Here is a 13,557-nt window from a genome sequence, read left to right as displayed (position 1 = left end):
TAACACCTCCGTCATCCCGGACCACGCCCGGGACGACGGCAGGAGTGGACGCGACGAGAAAGGCCAGCGCCGGTGTCGGCGTGTCCGCCTACGCCTAGCGCCTGCCTTCTCGCGTGATGATCAACCCACCCTATCGCGCGGTCTGGCCGAACAGCACGCGGCGCTGCTCGTCGCTCATCTCCGCCGGCTGCGCCTGCACCCGTGCGCCCTGCTCATAGGCGCGCACCACCGCGGGTCGCGCCTTGATCCGCGCGTGCCACGCCGCGACGTTGGGGAAGTCGTTCATGTCCTGCCCCTGCGGCTCGGGCAGGATCCAGGGGAAGCACGCCATATCGGCGACCGTGTACTCGCCGCCCGCGACATAGTCGCGCCCGTCCAGCCGCCGCTCGAGCACGCCGTACAGCCGGTTGGTCTCCTTGAGATAGCGCTCGATCGCATAGGGGATACGCTCGGGCGCGTAGCGGGTGAAATGGTGGTTCTGCCCCAGCATTGGGCCGAGCCCGCCGACCTGCCACATCAGCCACTCGAGCACCTCGACGTGCGCGCGCGGCGTCGCCCCGCCGAACTGGCCGGTCTTGTGCGCGAGATACAGCAGGATCGCGCCGCTCTCGAACACGCTCACGGGTTCGCCACCGTCGCTCGGCGCGTGGTCGACGATCGCGGGCATGCGGTTGTTGGGCGAGATCGCGAGGAACTCGGGGCGGAACTGCTCGCCCTGGCCGATATTGACCGGGTGGACGGTATAGTCGACCCCGGCCTCCTCCAGGAAGATCGTGATCTTGTGGCCGTTGGGCGTGGGCCAGTAATGCAGGTCGATCATCGCGCGTCTCCGTCGTGTGCGCGAAGGGTGGGGACGCCGAGCGCCACGATCAATGCCGCCGCGCCGATCAGCGTGCCCGCGACGACGAAAGCGAGCCCGTCGAAGCCGCGCCGCGCCCCCCAGGCGAGGCTCTGCGTCGCGATCAGCGGCCCGATCACCGCGGCGACCGAGTTCATGCTGCCGAGCCCGCCCTGCAGCGCGCCCTGGCGCGTCGCGTCGACCAGCCGGCTGAGCAGGCCGTTCATCGCGGGCCATGCCAGCGCCCCCAGCGCGCCCACCAGGAAGAAGGCGTAGACCTGCCAGCCCGCGGTCACGAAGGCATAAGCGAGCAGCGTCGCCGCGCCCGCCACCAGCCCGATCAGCGCGGCGCGGCGCTCGCCCAGCCGCGCCACCGCACGTCGCGTCAGCAGGAGCTGGACGAGCAGCTGGAGGAAGCCGACCCAGGCGAGGCTCCAGCCGATCGCGGCGGGGCTCCAGCCGAAGCGCAGCGTCGCCCAGAAGCTCCACACCGCGGGGTAGACGATGCCGCCGAGCTGCCACAGGAACCAGGCCAGCAGCAGCGGCGCGGCATTGCCCGCCGCGAACAGCGGACGGAAGGCGCCGATCACGTGCGCGTCGTGCCACCGGAACGGGCGGCGATGGTCGCGCCCCAGCGTCTCGGGCAGGAAGAGCAGCATCGCCAGCGCGTTGAGCGCGGCCAGCGCGGCGGCGAGCGCGAACGGCGCGCGCGGCCCCCAATGCGCCACCAGCCCGCCGAGCGCGGGGCCGACGATGAAGCCCAGCCCGAACGCGGCGCCCAGCAGGCCGTAGCCCGCGGCACGCTGCTCGGGCGGGGTGACGTCGGCGATCACCGCGCCCGCTGGACCGTAGCTCGCGCCCGCCGCGCCCGCGATCACGCGGCCGAGGAACAGCCAGGCGAGCGACGGCGCGCCCGCCATCAGCGCATAGTCGAGCGCGAAGGCGATCATCGCGGCCACCAGGACGGGCCGCCGCCCGAAACGATCGCCGAGATTGCCCAGGATCGGCCCGGCGACGAACTGCGCCAGCGCGAAGGCGGCGAGCATCCAGCCGCCGATCAGCGTGGCATGCGCCAGGTCGGTGCGGCCGAGCGCGACGATCAGCCCGGGCAGCACCGGCATGACGATGCCGAAGCCGATCACGTCGACCGTGACGGCGGCGAGGACGATCGGCACGGCGCGATGCGCGAAGCGAGGCATGCCCGATCATACGACGGTGCGCCGTCGCTGTCGCGGCCCGGCCGACCGACTGATCCATGTCAAAAGAATATAGGTCAGAGCGGGACTAAGGCTTGCCCCGCCCGGTCGGTAAGGTAATGAGATGTAAATAAGGGTTGCTGGGGGGCAGCGGTGGGGGACCATGAGAGCGTCGGGGTCGCGTATCACCGCCCGAGCGACGCCTTGACGCAGCACGTCACGGGCTATCATCGCTTCGCCGCGCCGGTGGTGCCGGGGCACGTCTTCCACGACGCCTTCTTCCCGAGCGTCGCGACGATCCGCGTGACGCTGGCGGGCAGCCCGCCCTGGTCGCTCCGGATCGGCAGCCGCAGCTATGATCCGATGCCCACGGTCGCGCTGACCGGGCCCACCAGCTACGCCGGCTATGTCACCACCTCGGGCGGGATCCTGGTCGGCGCGGGCCTGCTGCCCTATGGCTGGGCGCAGCTGTTCGGCGGCGACGTGTCGCGGCTGTCCAACCGCGTCGTGCCGCTCGACGAGCTCGACCCCGGCGCCGAGATGCTGCGCGCCGCGCTCGAGGCGGGCGAGCCGTTCCAGCAGGTGTTCGACGGCTGGCTCGAGGCGCGGCTGCAGCGTCGCGCACCGGCCGACCCGCGGATCGACCGGCTGTGCACGATGCTGCGCGACCCCGCCACCACGCGGATCGAGGCGGTGGCCGAGTCGCTTGACATGACCCCGCGCGCGCTCGCCGCGCTGACCCGCTTCAATTTCGGCTTCACCCCCAAGCTGCTGCTGCGCCGCACGCGCTTCCTGCGCGCGCTGAGCGCGATGCTGACCCAGCCCGAGGCGGCGCCGATGGCACTGGAGGAAGCGGGCTATTGGGACCGCTCGCACTTCCTGCGCGACAGCCACCTGTTCCTCGGCTGCTCGGTGCGCGAGTTCTCGCGCCGGCGCGGGCCGCACAACCAGCTCGCGATCCGCGCGCGGACCGAGGCGCTGGGCGAACCGGTGTAGGGGGACGCGCGGCGCTGGCCGATGCCCCGCTCGGACAGCCGGTGCGCGCCCGCGCACGCAGGGGCCCGCCGCCAGGAACGCCGCCCCCGGCCGCCCCGGGCCCCGGCGTCCGCCGTCGCGCGGCCAGGCTCACCCGCTCACCCGACCAGCAGGCGGTCGTCGAACATCCCGAACAGCAACGTCGAGGCGTAGAGACCCGCCGCGCGATCCGGCGCCATGGTCGAGGCCCACTTCCGCATGTCGAAGGCGGCGTTGAGCAGCGCCATCACCGCCTGGCTGGCGATCAGGCTGTCCACCGCGCGGATCGTCCCCTCCGCCGCGCCGTCCATCAGCGTGCCGGCGAAGCGGCGCGCGATCCGGGTCGAGCGATCGACCATCTGCTGGCGCTCGCCCGGCGGCAGGCCGCTCAGCGCGGTGGTGCGCAGCAGCGAGCCGCTGTCGGAGAATTGCACCGTCACCAGCGTCGCCACCGCGTCGCACAGCCGCTGCCAGTGCGTCCCGCCGCGCGCGTCGGCGCTGCGCTGCGCCGCGGCGATCGTGTCGAAGCTGCGGCGGTAGCAGGCCGCGACCAGATCGTCCTTGGCGTCGAGATGGTGGTAGAAGCTGCCCTTGGTCACGTTCAGCTCGGAGGCGATCCGCTGCACCGAGGCGCCGCGATAGCCCAGCTCGTTGATCAGCCGGGTCGCCGCCAGCAGGAAGGCGTCGCGCCCCGGCACCGCGTCGTCGCGCTCGAGCGTCAGCGCGCGCGGCGCCCAGCGCGCGCCCGGGCCCGCCAGCCCGTGGCGGAACAGGTCCATCAGCCGCTCGGCGGCGCGCGGATATTGGTCGGCGTCGTAGCGCGGCAGCCAGGCGGGCAGCCAGAACATGTTCTCCAGCAGCACGTGCGCGCGCGCGCCGGCGAGGTCGACCGCGCCGCGCGCGCGCTGCTCGCCCCACAGCGCGCGGGTGCGGCGGAACACCTCGCGCCAGCGCGCCATCAGCCGCGCGCGCACCGGCTCGTCCATCGCGCGCAGGTCGGACAAGACCGCGAACGCACGTTCCTCGCCGCGCTCGATCCGCGCCAGTCGCGCCAGGTTGAGCGTGACCAGCCGCTCGACCCGCTCGGGCGCGGTCGACTCGGCCGCGGCCTCGTCGAGCATCGCCAGCAGATAGTCGAGCGTGTGCTCGAACGCCGCCGCGGCGAGATCCTCCTTTCGCTTGAAGTAATAGGTCACGCTGGTGGTGTTGAGCCCGACGCGGCGCGCCACGTCGGCGAAGGTCATGCCCTTGGCGCTCTGCTCGTTGATCGCATCCGCCGCGGCGGCCAGGATCGCCTCGCGCTTCTCGCGGAAGCGCCGCGTGGCGGTGGCGTCGTCGGTCCTCAGATCCCCCATGGAGCGACCGGTAGCACGTCGCTTTCGAAGATACAGTCCCTTTTCGATCTGCCCGGATCGAAGCTGCGGGGGCGCGACGAACCGCGCTTTACCGAATACGCGGTATGGCCTAAGCCGGGTCGCGACCGATGAGGAGAGGGTGGCGATGGACTTCACGCTGAGCGAGCGCGAGACCTATTTCCGCGACCGCGTCCGCGCCTTCATCGCGCGCCACATCGCACCGCGCGACCATGAGTATGAGCGACAGCTGGCGAGCGGCGAGCGCTGGAAGGTCGTGCCCGTGATCGAGGAGGTCAAGCGCGAGGCGAAGGCCGACGGATTGTGGAACTTCTTCATGCCGCCGCACTCGGGGCAGCAGCACGTCGACGACACGTTCGCGTTCGAGGGCACGCAGCTGACCAACCTCGAATATGCGCTGTGCGCCGAGGAGATGGGCCGGATCGGCTGGGCCAGCGAGTGTTTCAACTGCTCCGCCCCCGACACCGGCAACATGGAGGTGCTCCACCGCTACGGCACGCGCGCGCAGAAGGAGGCGTGGCTGCGCCCGCTGATGGAGGGCGAGATCCGCTCGGTCTTCCTGATGACCGAGCCCGCGGTGGCCTCGTCCGACGCGACCAACATCGAGACGCGGATCGAGCGCGACGGCGATCACTATGTGATCAACGGGCGCAAATGGTGGTCCTCGGGCGTCGGCGACCCGCGCTGCCGGATCGGCATCCTGATGGGCAAGACCAGCCTCGAGGGCTCGCGCCACCAGCAGCAGAGCCAGGTGCTGGTGCCGCTCGACACGCCGGGCGTGAAGGTGGAGCGGCTGCTCTCGGTCTACGGCTATGACCACGCGCCGCACGGCCACGGCGAGGTGAGCTTCACCGACGTGCGCGTGCCGGTGGAGAACGTGCTGCTGGGCGAGGGGCGCGGCTTCGAGATCGCGCAGGGGCGGCTCGGGCCGGGACGGATCCACCATTGCATGCGCACGATCGGGGTCGCCGAGGTGGCGATCGAGAAGATGGCGCGGCGGCTGCTCTCCCGCGTCGCCTTCGGCAAGCGCATCGCCGATCACAGCGTGTGGGAGCAGAGGATCGCGCGCGCGCGGATCGACGTGGAGATGACGCGGCTGCTCTGCCTGAAGGCCGCCGACATGATGGACAAGGCGGGGAACAAGGCGGCGCAGCAGGAGATCGCGATGATCAAGGTGCAGGCGCCGACCATGGCGTTGCAGATCCTCGACGACGCGATCCAGGCGTTCGGCGGCGCCGGCGTGGCCGAGGACGCCGGGCTGGCGCACGCCTGGGCGTCGATGCGCACGCTGCGCTTCGCCGACGGGCCGGACGAGGTCCACTGCCGCGCCATCGCGCGGCACGAGTTCGGGAAGTATGGCGACGCCGGCGGGCGCGCAGCACCGTCGAGCGGCGACGTCGGGGCGAGCCGGTGAGGGGGATGGGGGCTTTCTCGTCCTGCCTGTTTCGGCCTCGACCTGAACCTGTTCGAGGATCCACTGTCCCGCGTTCACCCGGGGTGGGAAGGTGCGCCACCTTCCCCCAGTGGCGTCATCCTGAACTTGTTTCAGGATCCATCCTTCCGCCGGTACTGCGTCGTCTGAGTACGTGGCGCCGTGAATCCCGAAACGAGTTCGGGATGACGCCAGGGGAGGGCGCTGACGGCCCGCAAGCGTTCCAGCTGGCCCACACATGAGAGCCGCCGTCCTCACCGCCGCGCGCGCGCCGCTCGCGATCGCCGACGTCACCGTGAGCAAGCCGCTCGCGCACGAGGTGCTGATCCGCACCGCCGCGGTAGGCGTGTGCCGCTCCGACCTGCACTTCGTCGACGGCCTCTACCCGCACACGCTTCCGGCCATCCCCGGCCACGAGGCCGCCGGCGTGGTCGAGGCGGTCGGCAGCGAGGTGCGCACCGTCAGGCCCGGCGACCATGTCGTCACCTGCCTCTCCGCCTTCTGCGGCCACTGCGAGTTCTGTCTCAGCGGGCGGATGTCGCTCTGCGTCAGCGGCGAGACGCGGCGGCCGCGCGGCGCCGAGCCGCGGCTGCGCCTCGCCGACGGCGGCGCGGTGGCACAGATGCTCAACCTCTCCGCCTACGCCGAGCAGATGCTGGTGCACGAGCACGCCTGCGTCGCGATCGACCGCGACATGCCGCTCGACCGCGCCGCGCTGATCGGCTGCGCGGTGACGACCGGCGCGGGGGCGGTGTTCAACACCGCCGACGTCGCGCCGGGCGAGACGGTGTGCGTGGTCGGCTGCGGCGGGATCGGGCTCGCCGCGGTCAACGCCGCGCGGATCGCGGGGGCGGGGCGCATCGTCGCGCTCGACCCCGTGCCCGAGAAGCGCGCGCTCGCCGAGCGGCTCGGCGCGACCGACACGTTCGACAGTGCCGCCGAGGGCGTCGCCGCGGCGGTGGTGGAGGCGACGCGCGGCGGCGTCCACCACGCGATCGAGGCGGTCGGCCGCCCGCAGTCGGCCGCGACCGCGGTGGCGGTGCTGCGCCGCGGCGGCACCGCGACGATCCTCGGCATGCTCCCGCCGGCGGAGTCGGTCGGCCTCTCCGCGTTGGACCTGCTCTCGGGCAAGAAGCTCCAGGGCGGGCTGATGGGCTCGAATCGCTTCCCGATCGACGTGCCGCGGCTGGTCGACTTCTACCGGCGCGGGTTGCTCGACCTCGACACGCTGATCGCCGAGCGGCTGCCGCTCGAGCGGATCAACCACGCCTTCGACGAGCTGCGCCGCGGCGACTCGACTCGCAGCGTGATCGTCTTCGCGTGAGCGACGACCCGTCGCTCCAGCGCGAGCTCGCCGAGCGCGACCGGCTCGATACCGCGCGGCTGAGCGGGTGGCTGACCGAGCACGTGCCCGGCTACGCGGGGCCACTCGACTATGCCAAGTTCGCGGGCGGCCAGTCGAACCCGACCTACCGGCTCGACACGCCGGCGCGGCGCTACGTGCTGCGGCGCAAGCCGATGGGGGAACTGCTCCCCTCGGCGCACCAGGTCGAGCGCGAGTATCGCGTCATCGCCGCGCTCCACCCCACCGGCTTCCCGGTGCCGCGTCCCTACGCCCTGTGCGACGACGCGGCGGTGATCGGCTCGGCCTTCTACGTCATGGAGATGGTGGAGGGGCGGACGATCTGGGACGGCGCCATGCCCGAGCTCTCCCCCGCGTCGCGCCGGGCGCATTATCACGCGATGATCGACACGCTGGCCGATCTCCACACCGTCAATCCCGGCGCGATCGGGCTCGGCGACTATGGCCGGCCGGGCAATTACTTCGAGCGGCAGGTCGCGCGCTGGACCAAACAATATCGCGGCGCCGAGACCGAGACGCTGCCCGAGATGGAGCGGCTGATCGAGTGGCTGCCGCGCACCGTGCCGCCGCAGACCCGCACCGCGATCGTCCACGGCGACTATCGAGTCGACAACATGCGCTTCGCGCCCGGCGAGGAGGCGCGCGTCGCGGCGGTGCTCGACTGGGAGCTGTCGACGCTGGGCGACCCGGTCGCCGATCTGACCTATTATCTGATGAGCTGGGTCACCGAGCCCGAGGGGCGCTCGGGCGTCATGGGGCTGACCGGCGCGGCCACGGGCATCCCCACGCTGGAGGAGATGCTCGAGCGCTACGCCGCGCGAACCGGGCGCGCCGAGCCGATCGCGATCGACTGGTACTTCGCCTTCAACCTCTTCCGGCTCGCCAGCATCGTCCAGGGGATTCGCAAGCGCGTGCTGGTCGGCACCGCCGCCAACGCGCGCGCGCAGGAGACCGCGGCGCGGCTGCCGCTGCTGGTCGGCGCGGCCTGGCAGTTCGCCGAGCGCGCCGGGGCGTGAGCGGTCAGGGGGGAGCGATGCGGTTCGCGGGCAAGTCGATCGTCGTCACCGGCGCTGGATCGGGCATCGGCCGCGCCGCCGCGCTGCTGTTCGCGCGGGAGGGCGGTCGGGTCGTCGCCGCCGACGTCAGCGCGGGCGCGGATGCGACCGTCGCCGCGATCGCCGAGGCGGGTGGCACCGCGGTGGCGTTCCGCGGCGACGCCGGCGAGGAGGACGATGTCGCGCGGCTGGTCGCGCTGGCGGCGGAGCGGCACGACGGGTTGGACGTGATGTTCGCCAACGCCGGCATCTCGGGCGGGCTCGCCAACCTGTTCGACACCGACGTGGCGCTCATCACCGAGGTGCTGCGCGTCAACCTGATCGGCCCGTTCCTCGCCATCAAGCACGCCGCGCCGCTGATCGCCGCGCGCGGGGGCGGCGCGATCGTGCTCACCGCGAGCGTCGCGGGGCTGCGCTCTGGCGCGGGCTCGCCGGCCTATTCGGCGAGCAAGGCGGGGGTGATCAACCTCGCCCAGGTGGCGGCGCAGCAGCTCAGCGGCAGCGACGTGCGGGTCAACGCGATCTGCCCCGGGCTGACCGAGACGGGGATGACGCGGCCGACCTTCGACTATGCGCGCGACGCGGGCAAGCTCGACCGGCTCGGCCGGCTCAACCCGCTGCGCCGCGGCGCGCAGCCCGAGGAGCTGGCGCGCGTCGCCCTGTTCCTCGCCAGCGACGAGGCCAGCTACGTCAACGGCCAGGCGATCGTGGTGGACGGCGGTCTGTCGTCGAGCCACCCGGTGACGCGGCAGGACTATGGCAAGACCGCGGTGTGAGGTGACCGCCGCCCGATCGCGGCGCGGCCGTCAGCGCGAGGGTTCCAGCGCGCGGCGTGGAGAAGCGGCGTGCCGCGACGCGCGCGGTCGGCCGCGTACCGTGCGTGCCCAGGCCGCGCCGCGGCTCAGCCGCCGCGTCAGCCACGCCCATGCGGCATAGGCCAGCGCGCCGACCGCCAGCGCCGCGACCAGGTTGGGCGCCAGAGCGGTGATCCCGAGCCGATCGCGCAGCAGGTGGATCGTCAGCCCCTGCGTCAGATAGGCGAAGAAGCTGCTGCGCGCGAGATAGCCCAGCAGCGCGGCGGCCTCGTGCCGCAGCAGCACCCGCGGCGCGAGGACCAGCGCGGCGACGAGCGCGACCGCGATCAGCGCGTGCGAGTCCGCCGCGCCCCAGTCGAGCGCGGACACCAGCGCGGTGACCAGGATCACGGTGCAGCGCTGCGCCCCGGTCTCGGCGTAGCTCGCCAGCCAGCCGAGCGCGATCGCATAGGCCCAGGCGTCGGTGCTGAAATCGTCCGCCGGGACGGCGCCGCGCAGCGCCAGCCCGGCGACCTTCACCGCGAACGCCAGCGACAGCAGCGGGAAGCCGACCTCCCAGCCCGATCGCTCGGCGCGGCGCCGCACCGGCGGGATCGCCAGCAGCAGCAGCAGTGCCAGCGTGCAGTGGAACAGCGCCGGGATGAACCAGAACTGCGCCATCGTCCGCACGCCGGGATCGTGGACCAGGTTGCCGAGCAGCAGCAGCGTCTCCCAGCCGAAGCGGTTGGGGGTGAGCGCGCGATAGACCAGCAGGATCGCGAGATAGGGCGCGACCACGCGCAGCAGATAGTCGCGGACCACGCCCCAGCGCGCCGCGCCGAGCAGCCGCCGCGACTGGAAGCGCGCCAGGCCGTAGCCGGCGAGGATCATCAGCGCGAGCGCGCCGCCCTTGATCGCGCGGTTGGCGGGGTCGCCGAGCACGTGGCTCGCCACCACCAGCGCGATCGCCGCGGGGCGCAGCAGCACGTCGGTCGCGACCCAGCGGAAGCCGGGTTCGGGGCGCGGTGCCGGCGCGCGCGCGCGCGCCTCGAGCTGCGCCACCGTCAGGTCCTCCCAGCGGTCGGGCAGCGTGCCGAGCACCTCCTCCACCGCGAGGCTGGCGCGGATGTAGCTCAGCGAGTCGCCCGCGAGCGAGCGGAACGTGTCCTCGTCCTCGACCCGCTCGCGGCCGAGCGCCTCGGCGAGCGCGGCGCGCAGCACGCCCGCGGGGGCGGTGTCCGCGGCGGAACGCGCCGCGCGCCCCGCGGCGAGCAGCGCGGGATAGTCGACCTTGCCCGAGGCGTGCCGCGGCACCGCGTCGAGCGCGAGCACCGCGCGGTGGCTCGCCGGCAGGCCGATCGAGCCGGCGACGAACCGCTCCGCGGCGGCGGTATCGCTCTCCGCCAGCACCCCCACCACCAGCAGCGAGTCGTCGCCCGCGGCCACCGCCGGCACGCCCGCGGCGGCGAGCCGCTGCTCGACCGAGTCGAGCGCCACGCGCAGCCCGAATGGCTTGATGAAGCGGCCGAGGCGCCCGGTCACGCGATAGCCGCCGTCGGGCAGGCGCTCGGCGAGGTCGCCGGTGCGCAGCGCGGCCAGCTCGTGGCCGCGCGCGAGGTCCTCCGCGGCCTCGGCATAGCCCATCATCACGTTCGGCCCGGTATAGACCAGCTCGCCCGCGCGCATCGCGGGCGCGCCACTGTCGGGGTCGACCAGCGCGAGCGCGCCGCCCGGGATCGCGTGACCGATGCCGCCGGGGACGACGCGATCGGGGTCCACCTCCAGCGCGGCGATCCGCGCCACCGCCTCGGTCTGGCCGTACATCACCACGAAGCGCTTGCCCGCCGCGTTCGCGCGGGTCGCGATCGCGGCGGTCAGCTCGGGCGCGAGCCGGCCGCCGGCCTGGGTCAGCGTGCGCAGCGTCGCGGGCAGCGAGTCGAGGAAGCCGGCGCGCTCCAGCAGCTCATAGCTGTGCGGCACCCCGCCGAACGAGGTCGCGCCGTGGCGCTCGATCGCGGCGCGGAAGCGCGGGTCGATCACCGTGCCGGCGTAGAGGATCGTCGTCGCCCCCACCGCCAGATGCGAGTGGATCACCGACAGCCCGTAGGCGTAGCTCGGCGGCAGCGTCGTGATCGCGCGCTCGTCGGCGGTCAGCGCGAGGCTGGCGGCGATCGCGCGCGCGTTGGCGTCGACGGCCCTGCCAGACAGCCGCACCAGCTTGGTCGCGCCGGTCGAGCCCGAGGTCGACAGCAGCAGCGCGAGCTCGGGGTGGGTCGCCGGCGCGTCGGCCGCGTCGCGCAGCCTCTCCACCCCGCGCGTCGGGGACCAGCGCGCGGCCGGGCGGAAGGCGGCGGCCAGCCGGTCGGCGCGCTCGCGATCGGCGGTGGTCTGCCCGGCGGCGGTGAGGATGGCGGGGAGGCCGCGCCGCAGCGCGCCGAGATAGGCGATCATCGCGGCGAGCTCGTTGTCGAGCGCGAGCAGCACCGGTGTGCCGCGCGGCAGGTCGAAGGTCGCGTCGGCGCGACGGGCCAGCGCGGCATAGTCGAGCGCCACGCCGTCCTCGGTGACGAAGGCGACGCGGCCGGCGTGCCGCTCCAGGTCGTGCCAGAAGGTCATCGTTCCCCCACGCGCGACTTGTAGCGCGCCGCGGGCGGGGGGCGTGGCGGCGGCGCGACTCTTTGCGCGCTCAGGCCTCGTGCAGGCGCGCGAAGAAGGAGGACAGCGCGCCGTCGATCACCGCCGCGCTATGCTCCACCAGGCTGGCGTCGCCCTGCACCTGGCGCGCCAGCCCGTCGACGGCCCCGGCGGCGCGCGCCACCTGCGAGGCGCGCGTGCCGATCAGGTCGAGGTCCTGCGCCGCGCCGGTGACGTTGCGGTTGATGATGCGGCCGCTGCCGGCCTGCTCGCCCATGCCGCCGGCCAGCTCGGTCGAGCCGCGCGCGATCGCCGCGATCGTGCCGCCGATCTCCGCCAGGCTGTCACCCGCGTCGCGCGCCGCCTGCTGCATGCCCGCGACCTGCTCGGCGATGCCGTCGGTCGCGTGGGCGGTCTGCCCGGCCAGCGCCTTCACCTCGCCCGCGACCACCGCGAAACCCTGGCCCACCGCGCCGGCGCGCGCCGCCTCGATGCTGGCGTTGAGCGCGAGCAGGTTGGTCTTGCGCGCGATCTCGCCGACCAGCTCGACCACGGCGCCGACGCGCGCGGCGTCCTCCTGCACCTGCGCCATGCGCGCGGCGAGCACCTCCACCTGGCGCGCCGCGGCGGCGCCGAGCGCGGCGGACGAGCGTGTGCTCGCGCTACAGTCGCTCAGCGCCGCCATGAACTGGTCGGTCGCCGCGGCGATGTCGGTGGCGCCCGCGGCGGCGCGCGCCACCGCGGCGTCGACCGCGTCGAGCTCGCGCGTCGCCGCGGTCGACTGGCCGTTGAGGTCGGCCGAGGTGGTGGCCAGCTGGCGCGCGGCGCCGCGCAGCCGCGCCAGCGCGTCGGCGACCTCGCGCTCCAGCGTCTCGGCGGCGCGGCCGAGCCGCTGGTCGCGCTCGGCCTCGAGCCGCTCGGCCGCGCGGCGCGCCTGCTCCTCGGCGAGCTGGCGGCGGATGTCGGCGGCGCCCGCCGCGGCCTTCTCGGCCTCCAGTCGCTCGCGCTCGCGCGCCGACAGGCGGAAGACCTCGATCGCGCGCGCCATCCGCCCGATCTCGTCGGCGCGGTCGCGGTGCGGCGCGCGCGCCTCGGTGTCGCCGCCCGCGATCCGTTCCATCGCGCGCTCGATGTCGAACAACGGCCGCACCACCGAGCGCCGGATCACCGCCAGCGTGGCCCAGGCCGCGAACAGGAACAGCAGGACGCTCGCCAATGCCACTGCCAGCGTGGCGTCGCGCTCGAGCGTCCGGGCGCGCGCCACCTGCGCGTGCAGCGCCGCCGCCTGCGCGTCGATCAGTCGGTCGGCGATCGCGGAGGCGCGGCGCTCGGCGGGGCGCAGGCGGTGGCGGAACGCCTCGAGCGCGGCGGCGCGTTCGCCGCGGTCGGCGCGGGCGGCGATGTCGCCGAGCAGCGCGACCACGCTCGCCTGCGTGCGCGCGTAATCGCGATCGGCGGGGGTGGCACGCGGCGCCAGTTCGGCGGTGATCCGGCCGAGCAGCAGCGAGAGGGCGCGCGACCGCCCGCGCAGCTTGGCGTGGATGACCGTCAGCTCGGCGGGGTCATGTTCGAGCAGCAGGTTGAGCGCGTCGCGCTGCAGCGAGCGGCTGAGCGAGCGCGCCTCGATCAGATCGACGCGCAGGTCCTGCCCGCGCGCGACCGCGGCGCGCGCCGCGCCGAGCCGCGCCTGCGACACCGCGGTGACCAGCCCGAGCAGGCACACCAGGCACAGCATCAGCGCGACGGGCACCATCATCCGCGCGACGATGCTGCGGGACCACAAGGTAAGAAGCTGTCTCGGCACGAGCGGCGCGCTAACCCGCGGTTCTTAACCGCGTGTGACAGTCCCGGCGCGATC

The 13,557-nt window shown here is 73.6% G+C and carries 10 protein-coding genes; 5 read left to right on the top strand and 5 right to left on the bottom strand.

The features are described 5' to 3' along the window. Nucleotides 1–130: 130 nt before the first annotated feature. Complete coding sequence (locus KZ813_RS09080) at nt 131–820, bottom strand: glutathione S-transferase N-terminal domain-containing protein (protein WP_219754667.1); 690 nt, start codon at nt 818–820, stop codon at nt 131–133. Further along, nucleotides 817–2,037, bottom strand: coding sequence for an MFS transporter (locus KZ813_RS09075; RefSeq protein ID WP_219754666.1), 1,221 nt, complete (start codon nt 2,035–2,037; stop codon nt 817–819). Before KZ813_RS09075 ends, KZ813_RS09080 begins: the two co-directional genes overlap by 4 nt. A 201-nt stretch (nt 2,038–2,238) precedes the next feature. On the opposite strand from KZ813_RS09075, the gene KZ813_RS09070 reads away from it, so the two are divergent. Further along, entirely contained in the window at nt 2,239–3,030 is a 792-nt protein-coding gene (locus tag KZ813_RS09070) for a helix-turn-helix domain-containing protein (protein WP_219754665.1), read from the top strand. Between the two features lie 137 nt (nt 3,031–3,167). Here KZ813_RS09070 and KZ813_RS09065 read toward each other — a convergent pair whose 3' ends face one another. Further along, nucleotides 3,168–4,403: a TetR/AcrR family transcriptional regulator gene (locus tag KZ813_RS09065; RefSeq protein ID WP_219754664.1), complete on the bottom strand. Its 1,236-nt coding sequence runs from the start codon at nt 4,401–4,403 to the stop codon at nt 3,168–3,170. A gap of 145 nt (nt 4,404–4,548) precedes the next feature. Here KZ813_RS09065 and KZ813_RS09060 point away from each other — a divergent pair, with 145 nt between their 5' ends. From KZ813_RS09060 to KZ813_RS09045, 4 genes are all read left to right on the top strand, one after another. Next, complete coding sequence (locus KZ813_RS09060; protein WP_219754663.1) at nt 4,549–5,835, top strand: acyl-CoA dehydrogenase family protein; 1,287 nt, start codon at nt 4,549–4,551, stop codon at nt 5,833–5,835. 256 nt (nt 5,836–6,091) lie between these two features. Beyond that, a complete protein-coding gene (locus KZ813_RS09055; protein WP_219754662.1) occupies nt 6,092–7,177 on the top strand; it encodes a Zn-dependent alcohol dehydrogenase in 1,086 nt (361 codons plus the stop codon). Beyond that, the gene (locus KZ813_RS09050) at nt 7,174–8,232 is read left to right on the top strand and encodes a phosphotransferase family protein (RefSeq protein WP_219754661.1); all 1,059 of its coding nucleotides are present in this window, start codon (nt 7,174–7,176) and stop codon (nt 8,230–8,232) included. Before KZ813_RS09055 ends, KZ813_RS09050 begins: the two co-directional genes overlap by 4 nt. Nucleotides 8,233–8,249: 17 nt before the next feature. Continuing rightward, on the top strand, nt 8,250–9,047 hold the full coding sequence (locus KZ813_RS09045) for an SDR family NAD(P)-dependent oxidoreductase (RefSeq protein WP_219754660.1): 798 nt from the start codon (nt 8,250–8,252) through the stop codon (nt 9,045–9,047). Nucleotides 9,048–9,077: 30 nt separating this feature from the next. Here KZ813_RS09045 and KZ813_RS09040 read toward each other — a convergent pair whose 3' ends face one another. Together KZ813_RS09040 and KZ813_RS09035 are read right to left on the bottom strand one after the other, a co-directional pair. After that, on the bottom strand, nt 9,078–11,681 hold the full coding sequence (locus KZ813_RS09040) for an AMP-binding protein (protein WP_219754659.1): 2,604 nt from the start codon (nt 11,679–11,681) through the stop codon (nt 9,078–9,080). A 70-nt stretch (nt 11,682–11,751) separates the two neighbouring features. Further along, on the bottom strand, nt 11,752–13,503 hold the full coding sequence (locus tag KZ813_RS09035) for a methyl-accepting chemotaxis protein (protein ID WP_219754658.1): 1,752 nt from the start codon (nt 13,501–13,503) through the stop codon (nt 11,752–11,754). Nucleotides 13,504–13,557 lie beyond the last annotated feature (54 nt).

The sequence above is a fragment of the Sphingomonas folli genome, from assembly GCF_019429525.1.
GTDB lineage: Bacteria > Pseudomonadota > Alphaproteobacteria > Sphingomonadales > Sphingomonadaceae > Sphingomonas > Sphingomonas folii.
Note: the sequence above shows the minus strand (reverse complement) of the source record. Positions and strands in the feature narration are given on the sequence as shown.